This window comes from Syntrophotaleaceae bacterium (assembly GCA_041390365.1).
In the GTDB taxonomy this organism is placed as follows: Bacteria; Desulfobacterota; Desulfuromonadia; order Desulfuromonadales; family Syntrophotaleaceae; genus JAWKQB01.
On sequence record JAWKQB010000002.1, the window covers coordinates 885,573 to 910,565 of the forward strand.

The following is a 24,993-nucleotide window of genomic DNA, read 5'->3' on the forward strand; positions in this document are numbered from 1 at the left end:
CGCTCCGGCAAGGGAAAGGTCTCTGAGTGAAAAACAAAAAAATAATTCTCGGGGTTTGCGGAGGGATCGCCGCCTACAAGGCTGCGGAGCTGGTTCGCCTCTATGTCAAGGCCGGCGCCGAAGTCTTCGTTGTCATGACAGCCTCCGCCTGCGAGTTCGTCAGCCCGCTGACGTTTCAGACCTTGTCGGGAAACCCCGTCCACAGGGACCTGTTCGATCTGATCCAGGAACGGGAAATCGGCCATATCTCCCTGGCCGACAGGGCCGACCTGCTGGTGGTGGCACCGGCCACGGCCAACGTGATCGGCAAGGTGGCGGCGGGCATCGCCGACGATCTGTTGACGACCACGATCATGGCCACCCGGGCGCCCGTGCTGTTCGTCCCCGCAATGAACAGCAACATGTGGGAAAACCCGATTTACCAGCGGAACCAGGTGAAACTGCAGGACGGCGGTTATCATTTTATGGAGCCGGCCGTCGGCCTGCTGGCCTGCGGCTGGGAAGGAAAGGGCAAGCTGCCCGATCCGCAAGACATTTTCTGCGAAACCGAACGTCTTTTCGTCCCCCGCGATCTGACTGGCGAAACGGTGCTGGTCACCGCCGGACCGACTCGGGAAGAGATCGACCCGGTCCGTTTTCTGAGCAACCATTCTTCCGGGAAAATGGGTTACGCCATTGCCCGGGCCGCCGTGGATCGCGGGGCCCGGGTTCTGCTGGTTTCCGGTCCGACAGCTCTTCCTGTGCCCCGGGGGGTGGAGTTTCATCCGGTGGTCAGCGCATGCCAGATGAGGGAGGCTGTCCTGGATCTGATACCGTCCTGTACGGTAGTCATAAAAGCTGCCGCGGTGGCCGATTACCGGCCGGTTTTGAGGTCGGGACATAAAATCAAAAAGTCGAGAGGCGATCGTCTGACCCTGGAGCTGGAACGCAACCCCGACATTCTGGGGGAGCTGGGACGAATGCCTGGGGACCGGCTTCTGGTCGGTTTTGCCGCCGAAACGGAAGCCTTGCTGGATAACGCCCGGAACAAGCTGCGGGAAAAGAATCTCGATCTGATCGTGGCCAACGATGTGACGAGGGAAGGGGCGGGTTTCGACATCGACACCAATATTGTCCGGCTGCTCTACCGGGACGGGAAGGTGGAGGATCTGCCCTGTATGAGCAAGGACCGGGTTGCAGGGGTGCTGCTGGATCGCATCATTGAGCTGCGCCTGTCCGGCCCGGATCAATAACCGCTGATCAGGTCGAGCAAACCTTCAGGATTGGTAATGCTCCCGCGGAAGCGCCCTTTCAGTTCCATCAGCAGGCGGTCGACCTCCCGTTCCGGAAGCTTGCCGTCCAGCCAGAGCAGGTTTAGATTTTTTCGGATGATCTTTGCGGCGTGAAGCGCCCTTTCTCCTGCCGGATCGGCCTTCCAGTAGGGGCTGCGATCCATCTGGCAGAGGATGCTTTCTGCCGCTTCCCTGGCCAGTTTCAGGTATTCCTCCTGGTCCTCCTCTCCAAGGGCCCACCTGGAGTGTTCGTTGACCGATTGCAGCATCTTCTGCCATCGCTGCAGGCGGCTGAGCAGCAGAATCGAGTTGAACAACCGTTTATTGGTGGAGAAGGAAAAGAGAGTCCGGGAGAGAACTTCGGTCATGATGGCGTCGTCGTCGCTGAAATCCATGCTGGCCAAAGTCTTGGCCATGCGCCAGATGTCCGGTTTCACGGCGGTCTCGAAACGCATTTCCCAGTAGGCGTGTTTGAGCAGTACCGTGTTGAAGGTCCGCACCATCTTGAAGGGTACCAGAAAGGAATGAGCCACCGTGTCTGCGGCCAGGTGGCTGATGTACCCGTAGGCGCAGGCTTTCTGCCGATCGGTTTTCGCCGCTTCCAGGATCTGGCAGCCGATGCGCCAGGAATGGCAATGCTTGAGATAGTGGGTGAACTTTTTTCCGATGGTGATATCCGCGGCAATACAGCCGTACAGGAAATCGTACGGGTGACCCCCCAGCAAGACCTGGAGCATGGAGGGGAGCCGGGGCAGGGCGCCAAGGATCTGCGAACCGATCTGCAGATGAACGCCGACTCCCCAGGCAAGGGCCTCGCCGGGCAGCAGAAGCAGCAGGATCATAAACAGAAAAATAATTTTCATGGAACCGATAACATAAAGATTTTTATAGGGATTGGCAGGACCGGGCGTTTGAACGGATAAAAGGATAATCCTCGTCGGGGGCGATGTAAAGGTTTTATGCCGGATAAATTTCACAAAGAGTTGCTGGAAACCGTCAGCCAGGTGCGAGCGGTGCTGGAAGACTTTCAGAGCCTGGGTATCAGCGAACTTACGCTCCCCTCCCTGCCCGCCGAATTGCCGGTCTGTCTTCCCGGAGAGCCGGGGCCAGAGGAATTCTGTCGGCGGGAAACCCTTGAGGAGATCAGGGCCGATCTCGGTGACTGCCGGCGGTGCCCTTTATGCGAAAGGCGAAACCAGATCGTTTTCGGCACCGGTAACAGACGCGCCTCCCTGGTTTTTGTCGGGGAAGCGCCGGGACGGGAAGAAGATCTCAAGGGGGAACCTTTTGTCGGCGAGGCAGGTCGTCTGCTGGATCGCATCCTCTTTGCCATCGGTCTCCATCGGGAAGATATCTATATCTGCAATGTGATCAAATGCCGGCCGCCCGGCAACCGTGATCCCCAGCCCGAGGAGGTCGCCGTATGTGAATCGTTCCTTAAGCGTCAGCTGGCCTCCATTCGCCCCCGTCTGATCGTTACCCTTGGACGGTTTGCCGCCCAGTCCCTGCTGCGCAGCCAGACGCCTATCAGCCGCTTGCGGGGTGTCTGGCAGAGCTATGAAGGGATTCCCCTCATGCCCACATACCACCCGGCGTTTCTGTTGCGCAATCCGGCTGCAAAAAGGGATGTCTGGGAGGATATGAAACAGGTCCGGGCGAAAATGCGCGGAGAAGAGGGATGACATGGTGATCGACCCGCCGCTCATCGTTCTGGATCAGATCTTCAAAAGCCGCAGGGGGGGCGGGGGCCACGAAACGATGATTTTGCGGGGGATCGATCTGGCCGTTTCCCGGTCCCGGATGACGGTCATCATCGGACCCTCGGGCGGTGGGAAAACTACCCTGGTGCGGCTGATCAACCGTCTGGAAGAACCGACTTCCGGACGAATTCTGCTTGACGGTCGCGATATTTCCGAACTCGATCCGCTGGATCTGCGTCGCAGGGTGGCCCTTGTACCCCAAAAACCCTTTCTGTTTCCGGGCACCGTCCTGGACAACCTGCGGCAAGCCTTCTATTTACGGGGGACCCGGCCTCCCGCCGCAAATGATTCCGATTTTGCCCAGGTGCTGGAAGAGAACCAGATTCCAGGGGACTGGCTTCAGCGGGAAGGCAGGTCCCTTTCCCTGGGACAGCAGCAGCGGGTCTGTCTCGCCCGCAGTCTGGCGGCCGGACCTGAAGCCCTGCTTCTCGACGAGCCGACCAGCGCCCTCGACCGGCCCACGGGCGACCGGTTGGCCGAAACCCTGCGTCATATCGCCCGCAGCAGGGAGTTGGCCCTGCTGATGGTCACACACGACCTGCGCCTCGCCGAGCGTGCGGCCGATGACCTGGCTTACCTTGAAAACGGCCGCATCGAGGAGCAGGGAGAGCCCGGTCGGCTGCTGAACCGGCCAGCCAGCAAGGCGCTGCAGGCCTTCCTTCGCGAGCCTCAGATGGGGGCTGACCATGAACGATAAGACCATCATCGATCTTGACTACCTGAATCTGATCTTCGCCTACGGATTGTTTTTGCTGGCCGTGGGGCTGGGAAGGCTGAGGCGCATCGGCCAGACGCGGGACATGATCTGGGCCTCGGTACGAATGCTTATCCAGCTGTTCGCCGTCGGCTATCTGCTGCGCTGGATCTTCGCCGTACGACATCCTTTGCCGACCCTGCTGATTCTCCTGGTCATGGGTGGTTTCGCACTGCAGGTTCTGGGTGAAAGGATCCGAAACAAGGTCCCGGCTTTCTATCGTGTGATCAGCATTTCGCTGTTTCTCGGCTGCGGCACCGTCACCTATCTTTTCTGTCTGCTGGTGGTTACCCCGACCCCCTGGTATGATCCCCGCTACCTGGTGCCGCTGGCCGGCATGATCATCGGGAATTCCATGAACGGCGCCGGGCTGGCCGCCGAACGCCTCTCTTCGGAGATGCGGGAAAGGCGGGAGGAGATCGAGACCGCCCTCTCCCTCGGCGCGGCCTCCAGAACCGCCTCGCAGACCGCGGTACGCAATGCCTTTCGCGCGGCGCTGCTGCCGACGACCAACTCCATGGCCGCTATGGGGATCGTGTCCCTGCCAGGGATGATGACCGGGCAGATCCTGTCGGGTGTTGATCCCCTCACCGCCGTCAAGTACCAGATCGCGATCATGTGTGCGATACTCGGAAGTGTAGCGGTCACCAGCCTGCTGACCCTGCTGCTCGGGTATCGTTTCTACTTTACCCCGGCCCATCAACTGCGGGAGTGGTGATGGAGTGTGGCTTGGGAGAACAGGGGCCAAGATATCACCTTGACAAGAGGCCACTGTTTGATTCATACATAGGCGCTTACTGCCCCGATGAGGCTTTCTCATGACCCGAACGTTTCTGGCGCCCGCCAAAATCAACCTCTGTCTGCACGTTCTCGGCAAACGCGGCGACGGCTACCATGATCTCGCCATGGTGATGCAACGGATCACCCTCTACGATCACCTGACGATCAGTGTCGTCGAGACACCGGGTGTGCGCGTCAGCTGCGCCGGTCTGGAGCTTCCCCCCGGTCAGGACAATATTGCCGCAAAAGCGGCCCGCCGGCTCCTGGAACTGTCCGGGCGCACTGAGGGGGTGGACATCGACATCCGCAAGGAGATTCCCGTGGCTGCCGGTCTCGGAGGGGGATCGTCGGATGCCGCCACGGTCCTCATGGGTCTCAACGAGATGCTGAAGCTCGGCTTGTCGAAACAGCGGCTGATGCGGGAAGGTGTGGTGCTGGGAGCTGATGTCCCCTTCTTCATCCTTGAAAAGGAGGCCTGGGCGACCGGCATCGGCGACGTCCTGGAGCCGCTTGAAGGACTGCCCTCCGTCTGGTATGTTCTTGTCAACCCCGGGCTGGCCGTCTCGACCGCCTGGGTCTATGGAAATTTAAGGTTGACATCCCCCAGGGATGATCTTAAAATACCGCGGTTTTCCAGGACGGTAGAAGACCTCGTTTGTCTTCTCCACAACGACCTGGAACAGGTCACCGTCGCCCGTTTCCCTGTCATTGCCGACATCAAGCGGCGGCTTGTGACCGCGGGCGCCAGTGGAGCGCTCATGTCGGGCAGCGGCTCTACCGTGTTCGGGGTATTTGCCTACAGGGCAACCGCCGAGGCTGCTGCAGAAGAATTCAGGGCTGAGTCGGGCTGGCGCGTATTCATTGCGCAGCCGGTTTCCGACTATTCCTGCCGGTCGTAAAAATTTTTGCTGGGGCGTCGCCAAGCGGTAAGGCACCGGATTTTGATTCCGGCATTCCCAGGTTCGAATCCTGGCGCCCCAGCCACCTGAAAATCCATCGTTCAGGAAGCTCTGCTGCTACATCCTGCATGCTTCCTGACATCAGGAGCTGTTTTCCGTCAGGTCATGGGATCCATGGCCTGCAGTTTTTTATCTGAACCCGAATCTCGCAGCTGCCGTCGAGCATGACGGTCGGCTCTGCAGGACGTTTTGCCCTGTTTTTCCATCAGCAACCGCCGATTCGGAACCAAATTCGGAAGGGCCGCCCATCGTGAACAAGTTGAAGATTTTCTCCGGCAATTCAAACATTCCCCTCGCCCGTGAAATATGCGGTCATCTTGCAGTTCCCCTTGGTGCGGCCAAGGTCAGGTCCTTTTCCGACGGGGAGGTGATGGTTGAAATCGGTGAAAACGTTCGCGGGCGGGATGTCTATATCATTCAATCGACCTGTGCGCCGGCCAACGACAACCTGATGGAACTGTTGATCATGGTCGACGCCCTCAAACGGGCTTCCGCCGCGCGCATCACCGCCGTGATCCCCTATTTCGGCTATGCCCGCCAGGACCGCAAGGTGGCTCCCCGCACCCCTATTACCAGCAAACTTGTAGCCGACCTGATCTCCACCTCCGGGGTCAGCCGGGTATTGACCATCGATCTGCACGCGGGCCAGATCCAGGGATTTTTCAACATCCCCGTAGACCATCTGTACGCCGCTCCGGTTCTGCTCAAGGAAATCAAGGAGCGTTTTCACGGCCCTTTGGTGGTCGTGTCCCCCGATGCCGGAGGGACCGAGCGGGCGCGGGCGTTCGCCAAGCGGCTCGATGCAGGTCTCGCCATTATCGACAAGCGCCGCAGCGGTCCCAACGTGTCCGAAGTCATGAACATCATCGGCGAGGTGGAAGGACAGACCTGCGTGGTGATCGATGATATGATCGATACCGCCGGCACTCTCTGCCAGGCAGCCCAGGCCCTCAAGGACAAGGGGGCCGCCGAGGTTTACGCCTGCGCTACCCATCCTGTCCTGAGCGGTCCGGCACTGGAAAGGATCAATCAGAGCTCGCTTAAGGAAGTCATCGTGACCAACAGCATCCCGGCCCTGGACAAACTGCAAGGCTGTTCCCGGTTGCGGCAGCTTTCCGTGGCGGAGCTGCTGGCGGAGGCGATCCGCCGTATTCACGGCGACGAATCAGTCAGTTCTCTCTTCGTCTAACACCCTGTCGGGCATGGGAAATTCTCCGGCTTCCGGCCGGCTGCCAACTGGCAGCACCCCTTCCCAGGTCCCACTCTCTAAATGGAGGAATGGATAGATGGCAAACACTGAATTGAACGTCACCCTGCGCGAGGGTATCGGCAAGGGCAGCGCCCGCAGCCTGCGTCGCCAGGGACTGATCCCCGCGGTGGTCTATGGCAAGGGAATCGATCCCTGCGCCCTGTCCGTCGCGCCCAAGGACCTCAAGGCCGCGATCAGCACCGAGGCCGGACTGAACACCCTGATTACTCTGAAGGGTGCGGGTTCTGTGGAAGGGAAGGTCGTCATTCTCAAGGACCTGCAGACCGATCCGGTCAGGGGCGATGCCCTGCATGCCGATTTCCAGGCGATCGACCTCGGCCAGAAAGTCCATGTCCTGGTACCGGTTCATCCGGTCGGTAAGTCGGAAGGAGAAAAACAGGGGGGCGGTCTTGAATTGATTCGCCATGAACTCGAAGTGGTCTGCCTGCCGACGGCCATCCCCAGCGCCATCGAAATCGATGTCACTCATATGCAGATCGGCGATGTCGTTCATTCCGGCGATCTCGAACTGCCGAAAGGGGTGGAGCTTGCCCACGAGGGTAATTATACCATTCTGACCATTACCGGGCGCAAACTTGAAGTCGAGGAAGCCGAAGGTGCCGAGGCAGGGGCTGAACCAGGCGCCGAAGAGGAATAGGCGGGACCCGATTTGAAGATCATCGCCGGCCTTGGAAACCCGGGACCTGAATACGCTCAAACCCGGCACAACATAGGTTTCATGGCCGCCGAACGGTTTGCCTCCGAACACGGTCTCACTCTCAAGAAAAAGGGCCATCAGGCCCTTTACGGGGTGGGGTCCGTTTATGGTCAGGAGGTCATGGTTCTCCTGCCGCAGACCTACATGAACCGGAGCGGAGCCAGTGTGTCTTCGGCCTGCAAGGCGATGGGTGTGCCACCGCCCGATCTGATCGTCCTGCATGACGAAATCGACCTCCCCTTCGGTACGCTGCGGATAAAACTTGGCGGCGGCCATGGCGGTCATAACGGTTTGCGGAATATAGGCGCCGTGTTCGGATCCCTGGAGTTCATCCGCTTTCGCATCGGTGTCGATCGTCCACCGGCTGGGGGTGACGTGGCCCAGTATGTTCTGCGGTCCTTTTCCAGCATCGAAAGAAACAGTCTGGACCGCGTGTTGGAGAATACGGCCAAAGCCCTTGAACTCCTGCTCCAAGAGGGGGTTCAGGAGGCGATGAACGCTTTCAACAATCGCGATATTTCACTTTAACAAGGGGGAAAGAGTCGAAATGGAACTGCAAATGTATGCTCCGATACTCGGAGCGGTGGGCTTTTTGATCGCCATCGTCATGTACACCGTCGTCAAGGCACAACCGGTCGGCAACGAGCGGATGAAGGATATATCCGAATCGATCCATGCCGGCGCCATGGCATTTCTGGGTCGGGAGTATCGTGTACTGGCGGTTTTCATCGTGCTGGTTTTCGTCATCATTGCACTGGCTCCTTCCCTGGGTCTGTATACGGCCCTGGCATTTCTCGGCGGCGCCATCTGTTCCATGATCTGCGGCTTTATCGGCATGAAGGCCGCCACCCGGGCCAATGTGCGCACCGCCGAGGCCGCCCGCACCTCCGGTCAAGGCAAGGCGCTGATGGTCTCTTTCAACGGCGGGGCCGTCATGGGACTGGCGGTTGCGTCGATGGGTTTGATCGGCGTCGGCATTGCCTATGTCATCTTCGGCGGTGACCCCCAGACCTCCATCTACATCAACGGTTTCGCCATGGGCGCTTCGTCTATCGCGCTTTTTGCCCGTGTCGGAGGCGGCATCTATACCAAGGCGGCCGACGTCGGTTCTGACCTGGTCGGCAAGGTGGAAGCCGGCATTCCCGAAGATGATCCCCGCAACCCGGGTGTCATCGCCGACAACGTCGGCGACTGCGTCGGCGACACCGCCGGCATGGGAGCCGACATCTTTGAGTCCTACGTCGGTTCGATCATCGCCACCGTGGCCATTGCCGCCGCAGCCGGCGCCGGGCTGATGGGCACCCTCGCCGGTGCGCCCGTCGAGGTCGGCTCCGATCTGTTCAGACTGACCCAGGCCAACGCCATGCTGTTGCCCCTGGTGCTGGCCATGGCGGGCCTGATTTTTTCACTGCTCGGCGTCGGCTCGATGAAGTTTTTGAAGAACATCAACCCGGCCGCCGCCCTGCGGTACACAACCTTTGTTGCAGCCGGCGGTTTCCTCGTTGCCACCTACTTCATCACCCGGTTCATGCATATCAGCAACGGCGTCTTCTGGGCTGTTCTCGCCGGCACCCTGGCCGGTATCGCCATCGGTGTGATCACCGAATACTACACCTCATCGGGGCCGGTGTTTCGCATCGCCAATGCCAGCAAAACCGGACCGGCCACCAATATCATCCATGGCCTGGCCGTTGGGCTTGAGAGCTGCGCCGCACCTATCCTGGTCATCTGCGTCGGCATCCTCGTCGCCAACCAGTTTGCCGGCCTCTACGGCATCGGTATTGCCGCTGTCGGCATGCTGGCCACCGTTGGGGTAACCATGACCGTCGATGCCTATGGTCCTATCGCCGACAACGCCGGAGGCATTTCGGAGATGGCCGGTCTCGGCCCCGAGGTACGGAAGATCACCGACGGACTCGACGCCATCGGCAATACCACCGCCGCCGTGGGCAAAGGGTTTGCCATTGGTTCGGCTGCCCTGACCGCACTTGCCCTCTTTTCCGCTTATGCCACCGCCGTCAAGCTCGAAGCCATCGACCTGATCCAGCCTTTTACCGTTGTCGGGCTGCTGATCGGCGGCGCGATTCCCTTCTTCATCGGCGCCTTGACCATGACCTCCGTTGGGCGGGCTGCCGGCAAGATGGTTGATGAGATTCGGCGGCAGTTCCGCGAGATCCCCGGCCTGCTCGAAGGCAAACCCGGTGTTAAACCCGAGCCGGAGAAGTGCGTCGACATCTCGGCTCGCGCCGCTCTGCGGGAGATGGTCCTGCCCGGTCTGGTCGCCGTGGTCGCTCCGGTGCTGGTCGGATTGCTGCTCGGCAAACAGGCTCTCGGTGGCATGCTCGCCGGCGCCACTCTGACCGGTGTGCTGATGGCTCTGTTCATGTCCAACGCCGGCGGTGCCTGGGACAACGCCAAGAAGTTTATTGAAAAGGGCGAACTGCATGGCGAGGCCAAGGGCGGCGACGCTCACAAGGCGGCCGTGGTCGGTGATACGGTCGGAGACCCGTTCAAGGACACTTCCGGACCGGCCATGAACATCCTCATTAAACTGATGAGCGTCGTCTCGCTGGTCATCGCTCCGCTGCTGGTCTGATCGACACGTCGAATACACATCAGTAGAATAAATAACGATAGCCGGGTTTTTTCCCGGCTATCGTTATTTTTACTTGAGCGAAGCCCGAAAGCCGTTCTCACCCCCGGCGGCGGCTGGTTACCTTTCAACCTACATTCAGGAATTACAAAATGGGATTCAAATGCGGCATTGTCGGTCTGCCCAATGTGGGCAAGTCCACCATTTTCAACGCCATCACTTCGGCCGGAGCCGAGTCGGCCAACTATCCTTTCTGCACCATCGAACCCAACGTGGGCGTGGTCGCGGTGCCAGACCAGCGGCTTGATCAACTGGCCGAAATCGTCAATCCCCAACGCATATTGCCGACAACCATCGAATTCGTCGACATTGCCGGTCTCGTTAAAGGGGCCAGCAGGGGGGAGGGGCTTGGGAACCAGTTCCTCGGAAATATCCGGCAGGTCGACGCCATCGCTCACATCGTTCGCTGTTTCGACGACGATAACGTGGTGCATGTGGACGGTAGCGTCGATCCCCAAAGGGATATTGAGGTCATCCAGACCGAGTTGAACCTGGCGGACCTGGACACGGTGGAAAAGCGCATCAACCGCACGCAGAAGCAGGCCCGCAGCGGTGACAAAAAACTGCAGGGCGAGATGGAGGTGCTGGTCCGGGTACAGGAGTGTCTCAATCAGGGGCGCTCTGTACGATCTCTCGAATTTTCGGCCGAAGAAGCCCAACTGATCAGGGAACTCCATCTGATCAGCAGCAAGCCGGTCCTGTATGTGGCCAATGTGGCCGAGGACGATCTGGCCGGAAAGCACCCCTTTGTCGATCAGGTACGGAATCAGGCCCTGGCCGAGGGGGCGGCGTTTGTGACCATCTGCGGCAAGATCGAATCGGAGATCGCCGAACTGGGGCCAGAGGAGAAAAAGGAATTTCTTGAGGAACTCCACCTTGGAGAGTCGGGTCTTGACCGGATGATCAGGGCCGGCTACGAACTGCTGGGACTGATCACCTATTTCACAGCAGGGGTCAAGGAGGTCCGGGCCTGGACCGTGCGGCGGGGAAGTCGGGCGCCCGCCGCTGCCGGGGTCATTCATACCGATTTCGAAAAGGGTTTCATCCGGGCGGAAGTGATCGCCTTCGCGGATTACCTCGCCGCCGGGGGAGAGTCAGGCGCAAGGGAAAAAGGGGTGATGCGCCTCGAAGGGAAGGACTATGTCGTTCAGGACGGCGACGTCATGCATTTCCGGTTCAATGTATAAACCTTGTTTCGATGTGTAAGATATAGACTCGTTGTCAGTGAAGCCGCAGCGAACGGTAGTCGTCATCGTAATCGTGATCGAAAGTCGGCCTTCAAACGTTTACGGTTTCGACAACGACAACGACAACGACAACGAAAGAGGCCGGGTATCTGTTTCTCTATGGGTAAAGGGTGGATTTATGAATCGACCGACGCCTCCTGAAAAACATTGAAAAAATACCCCGGCTGTGCTAATAAACTGAGTTCCTTTATCAACAGGGCGGTTACCGTCCGCTCCTTGCTCCGGATCGATCCGGGGCTACAAACTCATGAGGAGAGAAGTCAAAATGAGAACCTACGAGCACATTTTCATTGTCCATCCGGACACCGTCGGCGATGACTATGCCGCAGTGCTGGAGAAGTTCAAGGGGATCCTGGCCGAGCAGGGTGCCAGCATCCTCAAGATCGACGAATGGGGATCCCGCAAACTCGCCTATCCCGTCAAAAAACAGGCTCGGGGCACTTACGTGCTGCTGGTGTTTGAAGCCAACCCCGAGGTCGTCTCCGAGTTCGAGCGCCGTCTGCGAATCGATGAGAGGATCATCAAGTTCCAGACCATACTGTTGCCTGATGGGATGGAAACGGCCGGAAAGTCGGAAGGGGCCGTGGTCCGGACCGAAGAGGCTGATGACGTGGAAGAAATTGAAGAAGGCGAATAACGCGCTCATACGTGGAGGAAAAAACCATGGCTGAAGATAGAAGAAACGACAAATCTGCCTCAAAGCGACCCGCGGCCACGGCTCGGCGGCGCTATTCCCGCCGCAAGGGCTGCCGGTTCTGCGGGGACAAGGATATCAAAATCGATTACAAGGAGATCCGCACCCTGCGCTATTTCATTTCAGAACGAGGCAAGATCGTACCCAGAAGGATTTCCGGAAACTGCGCCGACCATCAGCGCAAAGTCTGTGAAGCGATCAAGCGGGCACGCAATATCGCCCTGCTGCCTTTTACCGCCGGACATTCCTTTGACTGATCCGGCTTGGGCCCGGATTTGGGATGGCAGCGTTGAATAGATATCGGGAGATCCTTTTCGTTCCCGCGGGCGTGCTGATCACACTGGTTCTGCTTGCCCTGACCGGCGTTCTGCCCCTCAAGGCCGTCGCCATGTTCGCCGTCGCGCTTCCTGCCGCCTATATCCATATGCGGCAGGGGACCGCGTCCGGCGCAACCGTGGTATTGTCTACGGCGGGAATTCTCGTCTGGACCGGCGGCTACCGGGAGGCACTGGCCTATCTGGGGGAGTTCGGCCTGATGTCTTTTTTTCTGCCCATGTTTCTCAAACGGGGGCTATCCTGGGATCGCTCGGTGACGCTGACTCTGGGCCTTCTTCTGGCTCTCGGAGGTCTGGCCCTCGCCGGGGCAGGTTTGGTTGGCGAAGTGAACGTCTTTTCCTGGATTGAGGGCTATCTGCAACAGGAACAGCAGCAGTACCTGGCCATGATCCGGGACCTGAATCTGCAGCCGGAACAGCTCAGTCAGCTGGAAGCGCTCATCAAGCAAGCCGCGGCTTTCAGCCGGCAGGCCTGGCCCGCCGTTGCTGTTATCAGCGCCGCCGGCCTGCAGCTTGTGACCCTGATCCTTCTGCACAAGTTCCAACGGGGCGACTACCGGATTTCCGGAGTGCCGATGCATTGCTGGAAACTGCCCGAACTCCTCGTCTGGGCCCTGATTGCGAGTGGTGGAGGAGTGGTGCTGGGATCCGGGATGCTGAAGCTGGTGGCTCTGAACCTGCTGCTGGTCGTGCTGGCCTGCTATTTCCTTCAGGGGCTGGCCATCATGAGCCACTATTTCAGGAAAAACAGAGTGCCGCCGATCCTGCGCACCCTGGGTTACGTACTGGTCGTCACCCTGAACCCACTGCCGGTCATCGTCACGGGGCTCGGCGTCTTCGATCTGTGGGTGAATTTCCGCAAACCTCGAAAAATCAATGATTAGATCCTTTTTGGGAGGAATCGATGAATATCATACTGACTGAAAACGTTGAAGGACTCGGCCATATCGGCGACATGGTCAAGGTCAAGCCGGGATATGCCCGCAACTACCTCATTCCGAAAAAACTGGCCGTCGAAGCCAATACCCGCAATCTGAAAGAGCTCGAGCACCAGAAGCGGCAAATGGAGCGGAAGGCGCAGAAAGTGATGGAGGCTTCCGAGGTGATCAAGACGCAGATCGAAAAAGTGAGCTGCGAATTCTCACTTCGTGCCAGTGAAGAAGGGAAGCTGTTCGGGTCGGTCACGACCATGGAACTGGCCGCCAAGCTCGCCGAAGCGGGTATCGAAATAGATCGCAAAAAGATCCAGCTGGAGGAGCCGATCAAGGCCCTCGGAGATTACGAGGTTCCCGTCAAGCTCCCCGCAGGGATCACCGCCACCCTGAAGGTCAAAGTCGTTCCCGCCGAATGATATCGGAACCCGGGAGCCTGCCGAAACGAAGACCTTTGCGGTCCCTCAGCTTCTGCAGGCTCCCGGTCCGGATTGATTCAGGAACCCCGGTCGTTTTGAGCCGGTTATTCAGGACGTCTGTCGCGTCTGTCAACAGCATGTCATTTCAAGTCGTGCCTGCTTATTCTGAAATGACCTGCTGCAGGCAGCCTGCGGGGACAGGGACCGACACCTGCCGGTCTCCTCAAAAGCCCAAAGAATAACCAGTGTCCGCCCTGTTATCGACCGCCGCGGGGCCGTCCGGGAACCGTAAGCCGATCGGAGTGAACAGTGCTATGACCGGAACACCGTCCCATCGTCTTCCCCCCCAGAGTCTCGAGGGGGAGATGTCCGTTCTCGGTGGGATTCTGCTTGAGAACGAAGCGCTGAACAAAGCGCTTGAGATTCTCAGACCTGATGATTTCTATCGCGAAAATCACCGCAAGATCTTCTCCGCCCTGATAGAACTCTCTGAAAAGGGAGAACCTGCCGACCTGGTTACTTTGACTGCCGCCCTGCAGAAAAGAGGGGAACTCGAGGCGGTGGGGGGCAGTGTCTATCTGGGCAATCTTGTCGATTACGTCCCCACCGCCGCCAATATCGCTTATTATTGCCGCTTGGTGAAGGAAAAGGCCCTCGCCCGCCACATCATCAGCGTGTCAACCGAAATCGCCACCCGTGGATACGAGGGCGGAGACGTTGAACAGACCCTCGACTGGGCCGAAAAATCGATTTTTGAAATCAGCAGCATGAAGAGTCGTCCTTCCTATTTCTCGACCCGGGAAATCATGAAGGAAACCTTCAAGAACATCGAAAAACTGTTCGAGCGCAAAGAACTGGTCACCGGCGTTCCCACCGGGTTCATCGATCTGGACAACATGACCGCCGGCCTTCAGCCCTCCGACCTGATCATCATCGCCGGCCGGCCCTCCATGGGCAAGACCGCCTTCATTCTCAACATTGTTGAGCACGCCGGTGTCTTTGCCGATCCCGCTGTTCCGGTGCTGGTCTTCTCTCTCGAAATGAGCAAGGAACAGTTGGTGCAGCGCATGCTTTGTTCCGTCTCCCGGGTTGACGCCAGCCGTCTGCGCACGGGAAACTTGGTCGATTCGGATTGGGGCAAGCTGACCAATGGCGCCAGTCTGTTATCCGAAGCGCCGATCTATATCGACGATACCCCGGGCATCACCGTGCTTGAACTGCGGGCCAAGGCCCGGCGGCTGAAGGCCGAGCGGGATCTCGGGCTGGTGGTGGTCGACTATCTGCAGCTGATGCAGGGGCACAATGCCGAAAGCCGGCAGCAGGAAATTTCAGAAATATCCCGCTCCCTCAAGGCTCTGGCAAAGGAGCTGAACGTGCCGGTCATCGCACTGTCGCAGCTGAACCGTTCGCTGGAAAATCGCACCGACAAGAGACCGATCATGGCCGACCTGCGGGAATCGGGCGCCATCGAACAGGATGCCGACGTCATCATGTTCATCTACCGTGAAGCGGTTTATTGCGACGATTGCCGCAGTCGCGAACGGACCTGTGAAAAAGGGCACGAAAAGGATGCCGAAATCATTGTCGGCAAGCAGCGAAACGGCCCCATCGGTACCGTTCACCTCACCTTTCAGGGCCAGTTCACCCGGTTTGAAAATCAGTCGAAGCGGGAGGAAGGGTACTGATCTTCCGCTGGTCCCTTCGATGAAAATAAAAACGCCCGGCAGGCTTTGCTGCCGGGCGTTTTTTGCCATAGTCCTTGTCGTTGTCGTAATCGTTATTGAATCCCTCTCTAAAAACCGATCCCGATGACGACAACGACAACCGTTCCGCTAACGCTTCACTGACAACGATAAGAAATCCGTTACTTTTTCACATCGATATCCAGCATCTGAATCTTTTTGCGCAGGGTATTGCGGTTGATGCCGAGAATTTCCGCTGCGCGGACCTGGTTGAATCGTGTTTTTTCGAGAATGATCCGGATCAGCGGCCGCTCCATCTGGAAGAGAACCATTTCGTACAGGTTGTTCAGTTCCTGGATGTCCATCTGGGTGAAGGTAGCCCTCAGCTTGTTGCCGATCAGGGCTTCCAGTGACTCCTCCGATTCCCGTGTGAGGGTTTGGGGTACCAGATCCGGGAAATCCGCCGGGCTCAGATACTGGTCGGAAGAGAGTAGTGCCGCCCGGCGCAGGGTATTTTCCAGTTCCCTGACGTTTCCTGGCCAGTCATGGCTCTGCAGCAGGTCGAGGGCTTCCCGGGTGCAACCCACGACGGAAACATTGAGTTCCTTCTGCACACGGTGGATAAAATAGTCGACCAGAAGGGGGATATCGTTTCGCCGTTCGCGCAGGGAGGGTATATTGATCGGCACGACATTGAGGCGGTAGTAGAGGTCCTCCCTAAACTCCTTATGACGGACCTTTTCTTCGAGATTCTGGTTGGTGGCCGCCACGATACGCACATCGACCGGGATGGCCGTATTACCCCCGGTCCGGGTGATCTCCTTTTCCTGCAGGACCCGCAGCAGTTTGGCCTGAAGATCGAGGGGCATGTCGCCTATTTCGTCGAGAAACAGAGTGCCTCCGCTAGCCTGTTCGAATTTGCCGATCTTTCTGTCGGTGGCTCCGGTGAAGGCCCCCTTTTCATAACCGAAGAGTTCGCTTTCCAGAAGCTCGCTGGGAATGGCGGCACAGTTCAGAGCCAGAAAGGCCTTGCCCAGCCTGGGACTGTTGAAATGGATGGCGCGGGCCACCAGCTCCTTGCCGGTGCCGCTTTCGCCGGTGATCAGCACCGTCACATCGGCCGGCGCGACCCGTCCGAGGATCTTGTATATCTCCTGCATCGGCGGACTTTTGCCGATGATGGCACGATCGAGATGGTAATGGTCCTTCAACTCGTCCTTGAGGCGCTGGATCTGTGCGGACGCGGTGGAGGCCTTTTGCGCCTTAAGGATGATGGCATCCAGCGCATCGAGATCGAAGGGCTTGGTGATGTAGTCGTAGGCTCCCCTTTTCATCGCTTCGACCGCATTTTTCATGGTCGATTCAGCGGTCATGATGATGACCAGCATCTCCGGCTGCTGTTCCCGGAACAGGGTGAGAAGATCGAGGCCCGAGATGTCGGGCATCTTGATGTCGAGAATGGCCAGATCGTATTTCTGTTTTTCCGCCAAACGCTGGGCTTCGGCTCCGTCGGCGGCAAGGTCTACCTTGAAGCCCTTTTTGGCCAGCGCCTTGGCCAGAACCCAGGCAATACTCTGCTCGTCATCGGCAACGAGAACGCGGTGAATGGACATGATGCGAAATGCCTTTCTTACGAGGGGAGATGCGATCGCCCGGATGTCATCGGGAGGATTCATCACATATTAAAATAAAAACCTCAGATTGTCCCGACGTTGTTCCAAAAACTGCCTATTTTTTTTGCTCTGGACGGACCAGGGGCAAGCTCACTGTAAACAGGGTCCCTTCCCCCGGTGTACTGTCCACTCTGAGAATGCCGCGATGGTCGCTGACGATTTTCTGGCAAAGGGCGAGACCCAGGCCGGTCCCGCGACTTTTTGTAGTGAAGAAAGGGGTGAAGATATGATCCAGCTGGTCGCCGGGAATTCCGCGGCCGGTATCCCTGATTTCCACAGTGACCAGGGGAACGGGGCGTTCTCCCGGACGATTGATCCGGTATTGAGAATCGATGCGGCTGGATATCTCGATCACACCCTCTTTTTCAATAGCTTCGCCGGCATTCTTGATCAGGTTCAGAAAAAGCCGGATCAGCAGGTTCTGATCGCCAAGGATGGGCGGAATGCTCGGGTCGAGACGCAGCTGGTAATCGACCGTCTTGTTCGACTGACTCGCCTTCTGCAGCAGAACGATGTCGGCCAGCACACGGCCCATGTTGACCGGTCCCAGTTTGGTCGAGGGGGGCCGGGCAAGGTCGAGGAGTTCCTCGATCAGTCCATTGACCCGATCCACCTCCCGGTTCATGACCGTGGTGTACTCCTTGAGGGGGCTTTGATCCGGAAGCTCCATGTTCAGCAACTGGGCAGCCCCTTTGATCCCGCCGAGGGGGTTCTTGATCTCGTGAGCCAACCCTGCTGCCAGGGTGCCCAGCATGGAGAGCTGTTCCGACCGCCGGATGGCTTCTTCCAATTCCCTGACTTGGGACAGGTCTCGCAGGATCATGACGGCGCCGTCCCCTTCCCCCTGCTTGCTGTAGATAGGAGAGACCGAGGCCCGGATGGGCAGGGGCGGGCTGCCGCTGCGGGGTAGAAGAATATCCTGGTGACTGTAGAGGGAGCGTCCTTCGCTGACGGCCGTCCGCATCAGATTCAACAGTTCATTCTGACCCTTGAATATGGCGTCGAACCTCCGGCCGAGGGCATGCCGTTCCGAGATCCCGGTGCAGGACTGAGCCGCCGGGTTGAGCAGCACGATCCTTTCTTCCGGATCCACGGCGATCACGGCTTCCTCCATGTTCTCCAAAATGCGCAGGTAGAGAGAGGTGTCTTCCGGCATGCGGGGCATGGATCAGTCCTCCAATTCTTTTGCCGACAAAAAGAAGTGCTCGGTCAGGCTGCTGAGCTCTGCCAGTTCGGACGTCAGGTTGACCCGGGCTCGAAAGGCCGCAGCCCCGGGAAGCCCGCGGGCATACCAGCCAAGATGCTTGCGCATGTCGAATACGGCCCTTCCAGGGCCAAAATGTTCAATGAAGAGCTGAAGGTGCATCCGAAAAACCTCCAGCCGATCAAGGGGGTCGGGTGAAAAGGGTTCGCGTTCTTCGCACAAGGCCTGGATGTTGCGAGCAAGCCAGGGATTGCCATAGGCTCCACGCCCGATCATAACCGCATCGCAGCCGGTTGTTTGAAGCATGGCCAGGGCATCTTCCGGTTGCAGAATATCTCCGCTGCCGATGACCGGGACCGATACCGTCGCTTTCAGCCGGCCAATCTGTTCCCAGTCGGCTTTTCCCGAAAACACCTGACTGCGGGTACGGGGATGCAGGGTGAGGGCATCGACCCCCTCGGCTTCGGCGATTCGGGCGATTTCGAGGTAGTTGACCGACTGATGGTCCCATCCGGAGCGCAGTTTCACGGTCAGGGGCATCCGGGTGGCTTTTTTTACCGCGGACAGGATCCGGGCGACGAGGCGACCATTCCGCATCAGGGCACAGCCGGCACCGGAACGAATGACCTTTTTCACCGGGCAACCGAGATTGAGATCGAGAATGTCTCCATCCCCTTCGACGCTGCGGGCCGCTTCCGCCAGGACCTCAGGATCATCTCCGAAGAGCTGAAGGGCAAGCGGTCGGTCTTCCGCCGTTGTCGCCAGCAACTCCCGGGTTTTTTGCCCTGCACGAATCAGACCATTGGCACTGACCATCTCGGTGAAAGCCAAGCCCACGCCAAAACGCCGCATAATCAGGCGATAAGGAAGGTCGGTGATCCCCGCCATGGGTGCAAGAACGACTCTGTTTTGGGAAAGTAGCTTTTTTATGGGCATGTTTTGAAATCTCTGCCTAATAATTAATCACGGCCGGGCAAGAGACAGGCAGAAGCCTGTCTCCGCGGAACAGAAAAAAGGATAATGTTTTCAAAAAGGAACCTGGCATTTGCGGGTGGAAAAAAAACGTCGATCTGCATAATATAATAAAGACTCGGTGAACGAAGTCGGGTCTTTTGCCATCCGGCATGAGACGTGCGGGATTCTAATCAGGAGGAACATACATGGCAGGTTTGAAAGAACTTCTCTATGCGAAAATTCAGGAACAGCGTCCGCGAGTGGCCAGGCTTGCCAAAGAGCATGGCTCCGTTTTACTCGATAAGGTCACCATTGGTCAAGCCATAGGAGGCGTTCGCGGGGTCAAGTGCCTGGTGACTGACATCTCCCATCTCGACCCGGAGGAAGGGGTGCGGTTTCGGGGCAGGACCATACCCGAAACCTTTTCCGTTCTGCCCAAAATCCCCGGATCCGAATACCCCTATGTGGAAGGTTTCTGGTACTTTCTGCTGACGGGGGAGGTGCCCACCCCCGAACAGACCCTGGAAGTGGTCAAGGACTTTCGCCGCCGGCGCGAAGTGCCCCGGTATGTATTCGATACACTCCGGGCCATGCCCCGCGACCTGCATCCGATGGCGATGCTGTCCGCCGCCGTGGTCGTGATGCAGAGGGAATCCGAGTTTGCCCGGAAATACAACGAAGGCATGAACCGGATGGACTACTGGGACCCGATGTACGAGGATTCCTGCAATCTGCTGGCGAAACTCCCGGCCGTCGCCGCCTTCATCTATCGGATGAAGTACAAGAACGATACCCCGATACCCTCTGACCCAGACCTCGATTTCGGCGGGGACTTCGCCCATATGATGGGCATAGCGCCTCCCTATGACGATGTCGCCCGGATGTATTTCATCCTCCATGCCGACCATGAATCGGGCAATGTCTCCGCTCATACCACCCGCCTGGTGGCTTCGGCCCTCGCGGATGCCTATTACAGCTACTCGGCCGGGGTCAACGGACTCTCGGGTCCTCTCCACGGCCTGGCAAACCAGGAGGTGCTGCGCTGGATCCAGGGGGTCATGGAGAAACTCGGTGGAAAACTGCCGACGGAACAGGAACTGGAAACGTTTCTCTGGGAGACCCTGAAAAGCGGGCAGGTCATTCCCGGCTATGGCCATGCGGTGCTGCGCCGCACCGACCCGCGATTTACCGCGCAGATGAAATTCTGCGAAAAGCATCTGCCCGACGATCCGATGTTCAAGCTGGTGCAGATGATCTACAAGGTGGCCCCCAAGGTGCTGCAGGAACACGGCAAGGCGCGCAACCCCTGGCCCAACGTCGATGCACAATCCGGTGTGGTCCAATGGCATTACGGCGTGACCGAGTACGATTTCTATACCGTGCTGTTCGCCGTGGGTCGGGCCATAGGCGTGCTGGCCAACATCACCTGGGACCGCGCTCTTGGCTATCCCCTGGAAAGGCCAAAATCGGTCACCCTCAACATGCTGGAAGAAGTGGTGGCGAAGAAGAGCTGATCAATCTTACACGTCCTTGCCGTCCCTGCTGTCCCTGAAGTCCTTTTTCAAGGCCCTCCCTAAAAACGGGAGGGCCTTTTTTAGTTTGCCCAGCGAAGCGGGCAAACCCGGCCTGTTGAAAGAAACAGGCGTCACCCCGACCAGGGGGAAGACAATCCGAATCGCAAGGGCGTTGCTGGCAACGGCAGGGTCTGAAGGAAGCGATAGGAAGTGATCTGCACATAGCGCAAGCGAACCTGATTCGGCGCTGCGGGTGGGCAAGCGTCTTAAATAGCGCGAAGCCCGATACCTGGTCAGACCCGTGGCGTGGTTGAGGATGGCGTAGCTCACAGGGAACTCGTAGTAACTGGGGAAGCCTCGTATCGTTCCGAAAATCGGCGGTCGATTTCCGGAAAAGGGCGGCACAAGAGGAGACTCAAGGCCAAGCGATGCGGTGCGAGGTGGCAGAAGATTCCGTAGTAGTGATGAAGTCCCGGCCTGTGAAAGCTGGTAACAGACTGGAGGGTAAAACCGGGATGATCCGCTGCTTGGTCGGCGGGGGCCGCCATGTGCCAAAAGCCATGAGCGGAATGCGAAGGGATGACGTCTACTCGAAGGTCTTCGGAAACTGCATTTTCACGTCACGCCGGACACAAGCCGCCCGACGGGGTGGGACACGCTAACGGCGGTAGCCCGTGACGGTCTGCCGGTAATGGTCGTCCAGCGAAGTAACCGGGATACGCTGTCGTAGATTGCCCATGAGGGATAAAAGGCGACGGTCTTCCGGCCAAGAGCGCGAGGCACGGCGGAAGGGGCAGGGCAAGGAGACGCAGGAACAAGCATGGCGAAGAAATACTACAGTCTCTATGACCGCATGGTGCATGAGAAGGACTGCTTCAGGCATATGCCAAGGTCAAATCCAACAAGGGCAAGCCCGGCATCGACGGGCAGTCCGTGGAGGATTTTGCCGCGCATCTGCCCGAAGAGATCGCCCTGCTTGTACGCGAACTGCGGCAGAAGAGCTACCGCCCCTTACCGGTCAAGCGGGTCGAAATCCCCAAAGCCGGTGGAGGAAGCGGTTGCTCGGCATTCCCGCGGTTCGCGACCGGGTTGTCAGCAAGCCTTGCTGAACATTCTGCAGCCGCTATTCGATCCGGAATTTCATCCATCCGGCGAGCTACGGCTATCGGCCCGGGCGAAGCCCACACCAGGCGATCGCCAAGGCCAGCCTGTTCATCCGGCGGTATGAGTTCAAGTGGGTGGCGGACATGGACCTATCGCGGTGCTTTGACACCCTGGACCATGATCTCATCCTTCGGAGCTTTCGCCGGAAGATCGCCGATGGCAGTATTCTGGGGTTGCTGCGGATGTTTCTGCAAAGTGGGGTGATGACCACGGAAGGGTGGCAGGCGAGCGAAGAAGGCAGTCCCCAAGGCGGGGTCATCAGCCCCTTCATCGCCAACGTCTACCTCGATGCCTTCGACCAGTTCATGAAGAGTCGGGGGTATCGAATCGTCCGCTATGCGGACGATATTCTGATCCTCACCCGCTCGAAAAGCGCGGCACACCATGCCCTCAAGGTGGCAAGAGAATACCTGGAAAGGGAGCTTCGCCTTACCGTCAATGAACAAAAAAGTCGCATCGTCTCCAGCTTCGAGGGCGTCAGCTATCTTGGCGTCACGATCCACACCAAGTACACCCGGATCAAGCGAGAGAAGGTGCGCGAGTTCAAGGACAAGGTGAAGAAAATCACCCAGCGCAACTCGCCAGTCAACCTGGCCAAGGTCATTGCCGACCTGAATCCGGTGATACGCGGGTTTGCCAACTACTTCGAGTGGCCAACTGCCGCAAAGAGTTTGGAGCGCTGATGCAGTGGATCAGAAGGCGCCTGCGAGCCAAGCAGTTGAGACAGTGGAAAAAGCCCCAAAGGCTGCACCGCAGATTGAGACAGCTTGGCTATCAGGGGGAGTTCAAGGCAATAAAGATGAACTCTTGGTGCAATGCCGCCAGCAATCTGGCTAACTACGCCATTCCCAACAGCTATTTAAGGGAATTGGGTCTTTTTGAGATGGCTTCGGTACAAACCGGATACCTGCCTCAGGACTACTGAGAGAAAGAAAAGACAGGAGCCGTGTACGAGGCCCGTACGCACGGTTCTGTGAGAGGGATGAGGCGAACCTGATCAGTTCGCCTCACCCTACTCGATGTTTGCCCAGCGAAGCGGGCAAACCCGGCCTGTTGAAAGAAACAGGCGTCACCCCGACCAGGGGGAAGACAATCCGAATCGCAAGGGCGTTGCTGGCAACGGCAGGGTCTGAAGGAAGCGATAGGAAGTGATCTGCACATAGCGCAAGCGAACCTGATTCGGCGCTGCGGGTGGGCAAGCGTCTTAAATAGCGCGAAGCCCGATACCTGGTCAGACCCGTGGCGTGGTTGAGGATGGCGTAGCTCACAGGGAACTCGTAGTAACTGGGGAAGCCTCGTATCGTTCCGAAAATCGGCGGTCGATTTCCGGAAAAGGGCGGCACAAGAGGAGACTCAAGGCCAAGCGATGCGGTGCGAGGTGGCAGAAGATTCCGTAGTAGTGATGAAGTCCCGGCCTGTGAAAGCTGGTAACAGACTGGAGGGTAAAACCGGGATGATCCGCTGCTTGGTCGGCGGGGGCCGCCATGTGCCAAAAGCCATGAGCGGAATGCGAAGGGATGACGTCTACTCGAAGGTCTTCGGAAACTGCATTTTCACGTCACGCCGGACACAAGCCGCCCGACGGGGTGGGACACGCTAACGGCGGTAGCCCGTGACAGGGGTCTGCCGGTAATGGTCGTCCAGCGAAGTAACCGGGATACGCTGTCGTAGATTGCCCATGAGGGATAAAAGGCGACGGTCTTCCGGCCAAGAGCGCGAGGCACGGCGGAAGGGGCAGGGCAAGGAGACGCAGGAACAAGCATGGCGAAGAAATACTACAGTCTCTATGACCGCATGGTGCATGAGAAGGGACTGCTTCAGGCATATGCCAAGGTCAAATCCAACAAGGGCAAGCCCGGCATCGACGGGCAGTCCGTGGAGGATTTTGCCGCGCATCTGCCCGAAGAGATCGCCCTGCTTGTACGCGAACTGCGGCAGAAGAGCTACCGCCCCTTACCGGTCAAGCGGGTCGAAATCCCCAAAGCCGGTGGAGGAAGCGGTTGCTCGGCATTCCCGCGGTTCGCGACCGGGTTGTCCAGCAAGCCTTGCTGAACATTCTGCAGCCGCTATTCGATCCGGAATTTCATCCATCGAGCTACGGCTATCGGCCCGGGCGAAGCCCACACCAGGCGATCGCCAAGGCCAGCCTGTTCATCCGGCGGTATGAGTTCAAGTGGGTGGCGGACATGGACCTTTCGCGGTGCTTTGACACCCTGGACCATGATCTCATCCTTCGGAGCTTTCGCCGGAAGATCGCCGATGGCAGTATTCTGGGGCTGCTGCGGATGTTTCTGCAAAGTGGGGTGATGACCATGGAAGGGTGGCAGGCGAGCGAAGAAGGCAGTCCCCAAGGCGGGGTCATCAGCCCCTTCATCGCCAACGTCTACCTCGATGCTTTCGACCAGTTCATGAAGAGTCGGGGGTATCGAATCGTCCGCTATGCGGACGATATTCTGATCCTCACCCGCTCGAAAAGCGCGGCACACCATGCCCTCAAGGTGGCAAGAGAATACCTGGAAAGGGAGCTTCGCCTTACCGTCAATGAACAAAAAAGTCGCATCGTCTCCAGCTTCGAGGGCGTCAGCTATCTTGGCGTCACGATCCACACCAAGTACACCCGGATCAAGCGAGAGAAGGTGCGCGAGTTCAAGGACAAGGTGAAGAAAATCACCCAGCGCAACTCGCCAGTCAACCTGGCCAAGGTCATTGCCGACCTGAATCCGGTGATACGCGGGTTTGCCAACTACTTCCGAGTGGCCAACTGCCGCAAAGAGTTTGGAGCGCTGATGCAGTGGATCAGAAGGCGCCTGCGAGCCAAGCAGTTGAGACAGTGGAAAAAGCCCCAAAGGCTGCACCGCAGATTGAGACAGCTTGGCTATCAGGGGAGTTCAAGGCAATAAAGATGAACTCTTGGTGCAATGCCGCCAGCAATCTGGCTAACTACGCCATTCCCAACAGCTATTTAAGGGAATTGGGTCTTTTTGAGATGGCTTCGGTACAAACCGGATACCTGCCTCAGGACTACTGAGAG

At 58.2% G+C, this 24,993-nt stretch carries 26 protein-coding genes and 1 tRNA gene; 22 read left to right on the forward strand and 5 right to left on the reverse strand.

The features are described from left to right. Positions 1–26: 26 nt before the first annotated feature. Positions 27–1,232 (forward strand): bifunctional phosphopantothenoylcysteine decarboxylase/phosphopantothenate--cysteine ligase CoaBC, encoded by a 1,206-nt coding sequence (gene coaBC, locus R2940_11230; protein MEZ4600348.1) that lies wholly within the window; start codon positions 27–29, stop codon positions 1,230–1,232. Here the strand turns inward: coaBC and R2940_11235 are convergent. Further along, positions 1,226–2,134 (reverse strand): zinc dependent phospholipase C family protein, encoded by a 909-nt coding sequence (locus R2940_11235; protein MEZ4600349.1) that lies wholly within the window; start codon positions 2,132–2,134, stop codon positions 1,226–1,228. The two genes, coaBC and R2940_11235, sit on opposite strands and share 7 nt — an antisense overlap. Positions 2,135–2,230: 96 nt before the next feature. On the opposite strand from R2940_11235, the gene R2940_11240 reads away from it, so the two are divergent. The 15 genes from R2940_11240 to dnaB all read left to right on the forward strand — a co-directional run bounded on the left by R2940_11240 (position 2,231) and on the right by dnaB (position 15,456). Beyond that, positions 2,231–2,953, forward strand: coding sequence for a uracil-DNA glycosylase (locus R2940_11240; GenBank protein MEZ4600350.1), 723 nt, complete (start codon positions 2,231–2,233; stop codon positions 2,951–2,953). 1 nt (position 2,954) lies between these two features. Then, entirely contained in the window at positions 2,955–3,728 is a 774-nt protein-coding gene (locus R2940_11245) for an ATP-binding cassette domain-containing protein (GenBank protein MEZ4600351.1), read from the forward strand. Continuing rightward, on the forward strand, positions 3,718–4,503 hold the full coding sequence (fetB, locus tag R2940_11250; GenBank protein MEZ4600352.1) for an iron export ABC transporter permease subunit FetB: 786 nt from the start codon (positions 3,718–3,720) through the stop codon (positions 4,501–4,503). The genes R2940_11245 and fetB overlap by 11 nt, the downstream gene beginning before the upstream one ends. 100 nt (positions 4,504–4,603) lie before the next feature. Beyond that, positions 4,604–5,464: a 4-(cytidine 5'-diphospho)-2-C-methyl-D-erythritol kinase gene (ispE, locus tag R2940_11255; protein MEZ4600353.1), complete on the forward strand. Its 861-nt coding sequence runs from the start codon at positions 4,604–4,606 to the stop codon at positions 5,462–5,464. A 10-nt stretch (positions 5,465–5,474) separates the two neighbouring features. Further along, positions 5,475–5,549: transfer RNA gene (locus R2940_11260), tRNA-Gln, on the forward strand. Between the two features lie 225 nt (positions 5,550–5,774). Then, positions 5,775–6,713 carry a ribose-phosphate pyrophosphokinase gene (locus R2940_11265; protein MEZ4600354.1) on the forward strand — a complete coding sequence of 313 codons (939 nt, stop codon included), beginning with the start codon at positions 5,775–5,777 and terminating at the stop codon, positions 6,711–6,713. Positions 6,714–6,810: 97 nt separating this feature from the next. Then, the gene (locus R2940_11270; protein MEZ4600355.1) at positions 6,811–7,431 is read left to right on the forward strand and encodes a 50S ribosomal protein L25/general stress protein Ctc; all 621 of its coding nucleotides are present in this window, start codon (positions 6,811–6,813) and stop codon (positions 7,429–7,431) included. A gap of 12 nt (positions 7,432–7,443) precedes the next feature. Further along, the gene (gene pth / locus R2940_11275) at positions 7,444–8,019 is read left to right on the forward strand and encodes an aminoacyl-tRNA hydrolase (protein ID MEZ4600356.1); all 576 of its coding nucleotides are present in this window, start codon (positions 7,444–7,446) and stop codon (positions 8,017–8,019) included. A gap of 19 nt (positions 8,020–8,038) precedes the next feature. Next, complete coding sequence (locus R2940_11280) at positions 8,039–10,087, forward strand: sodium-translocating pyrophosphatase (GenBank protein MEZ4600357.1); 2,049 nt, start codon at positions 8,039–8,041, stop codon at positions 10,085–10,087. Between the two features lie 149 nt (positions 10,088–10,236). Beyond that, the gene (ychF, locus tag R2940_11285; GenBank protein MEZ4600358.1) at positions 10,237–11,331 is read left to right on the forward strand and encodes a redox-regulated ATPase YchF; all 1,095 of its coding nucleotides are present in this window, start codon (positions 10,237–10,239) and stop codon (positions 11,329–11,331) included. 325 nt (positions 11,332–11,656) lie between these two features. Further along, complete coding sequence (gene rpsF, locus R2940_11290) at positions 11,657–12,028, forward strand: 30S ribosomal protein S6 (GenBank protein MEZ4600359.1); 372 nt, start codon at positions 11,657–11,659, stop codon at positions 12,026–12,028. A gap of 26 nt (positions 12,029–12,054) precedes the next feature. Next, entirely contained in the window at positions 12,055–12,342 is a 288-nt protein-coding gene (gene rpsR / locus R2940_11295) for a 30S ribosomal protein S18 (GenBank protein ID MEZ4600360.1), read from the forward strand. 23 nt (positions 12,343–12,365) lie between these two features. Beyond that, positions 12,366–13,304 (forward strand): DUF2232 domain-containing protein, encoded by a 939-nt coding sequence (locus R2940_11300; protein MEZ4600361.1) that lies wholly within the window; start codon positions 12,366–12,368, stop codon positions 13,302–13,304. A 20-nt stretch (positions 13,305–13,324) separates the two neighbouring features. Then, entirely contained in the window at positions 13,325–13,771 is a 447-nt protein-coding gene (gene rplI, locus R2940_11305; protein MEZ4600362.1) for a 50S ribosomal protein L9, read from the forward strand. 314 nt (positions 13,772–14,085) lie between these two features. Then, positions 14,086–15,456 carry a replicative DNA helicase gene (gene dnaB / locus R2940_11310; protein ID MEZ4600363.1) on the forward strand — a complete coding sequence of 457 codons (1,371 nt, stop codon included), beginning with the start codon at positions 14,086–14,088 and terminating at the stop codon, positions 15,454–15,456. Positions 15,457–15,635: 179 nt separating this feature from the next. On the opposite strand, the gene R2940_11315 is transcribed toward dnaB, so the two are convergent. From R2940_11315 to dusB, 3 genes are all read right to left on the reverse strand, one after another. Then, positions 15,636–17,066 carry a sigma-54 dependent transcriptional regulator gene (locus tag R2940_11315; GenBank protein MEZ4600364.1) on the reverse strand — a complete coding sequence of 477 codons (1,431 nt, stop codon included), beginning with the start codon at positions 17,064–17,066 and terminating at the stop codon, positions 15,636–15,638. Between the two features lie 115 nt (positions 17,067–17,181). Next, positions 17,182–18,291 carry an ATP-binding protein gene (locus R2940_11320; protein MEZ4600365.1) on the reverse strand — a complete coding sequence of 370 codons (1,110 nt, stop codon included), beginning with the start codon at positions 18,289–18,291 and terminating at the stop codon, positions 17,182–17,184. A gap of 3 nt (positions 18,292–18,294) precedes the next feature. Beyond that, complete coding sequence (gene dusB / locus R2940_11325; GenBank protein ID MEZ4600366.1) at positions 18,295–19,266, reverse strand: tRNA dihydrouridine synthase DusB; 972 nt, start codon at positions 19,264–19,266, stop codon at positions 18,295–18,297. A gap of 224 nt (positions 19,267–19,490) precedes the next feature. On the opposite strand from dusB, the gene R2940_11330 reads away from it, so the two are divergent. Beyond that, positions 19,491–20,798: a citrate (Si)-synthase gene (locus R2940_11330; protein MEZ4600367.1), complete on the forward strand. Its 1,308-nt coding sequence runs from the start codon at positions 19,491–19,493 to the stop codon at positions 20,796–20,798. 6 nt (positions 20,799–20,804) lie between these two features. On the opposite strand, the gene R2940_11335 is transcribed toward R2940_11330, so the two are convergent. Beyond that, positions 20,805–21,128 carry a hypothetical protein gene (locus tag R2940_11335; GenBank protein MEZ4600368.1) on the reverse strand — a complete coding sequence of 108 codons (324 nt, stop codon included), beginning with the start codon at positions 21,126–21,128 and terminating at the stop codon, positions 20,805–20,807. An 812-nt stretch (positions 21,129–21,940) separates the two neighbouring features. Here R2940_11335 and R2940_11340 point away from each other — a divergent pair. The 5 genes from R2940_11340 to R2940_11360 all read left to right on the forward strand — a co-directional run bounded on the left by R2940_11340 (position 21,941) and on the right by R2940_11360 (position 24,990). Further along, on the forward strand, positions 21,941–22,645 hold the full coding sequence (locus R2940_11340; protein MEZ4600369.1) for a reverse transcriptase domain-containing protein: 705 nt from the start codon (positions 21,941–21,943) through the stop codon (positions 22,643–22,645). Continuing rightward, positions 22,645–22,887 (forward strand): hypothetical protein, encoded by a 243-nt coding sequence (locus R2940_11345; protein MEZ4600370.1) that lies wholly within the window; start codon positions 22,645–22,647, stop codon positions 22,885–22,887. Before R2940_11340 ends, R2940_11345 begins: the two co-directional genes overlap by 1 nt. A gap of 836 nt (positions 22,888–23,723) precedes the next feature. After that, positions 23,724–24,014 (forward strand): hypothetical protein, encoded by a 291-nt coding sequence (locus R2940_11350; protein ID MEZ4600371.1) that lies wholly within the window; start codon positions 23,724–23,726, stop codon positions 24,012–24,014. Beyond that, a complete protein-coding gene (gene ltrA, locus R2940_11355; GenBank protein ID MEZ4600372.1) occupies positions 23,963–24,862 on the forward strand; it encodes a group II intron reverse transcriptase/maturase in 900 nt (299 codons plus the stop codon). Before R2940_11350 ends, ltrA begins: the two co-directional genes overlap by 52 nt. Before the next feature lie 2 nt (positions 24,863–24,864). Continuing rightward, positions 24,865–24,990, forward strand: a complete 126-nt coding sequence (locus tag R2940_11360) for a hypothetical protein (protein MEZ4600373.1) — start codon at positions 24,865–24,867, stop codon at positions 24,988–24,990. Positions 24,991–24,993: the final 3 nt, after the last annotated feature.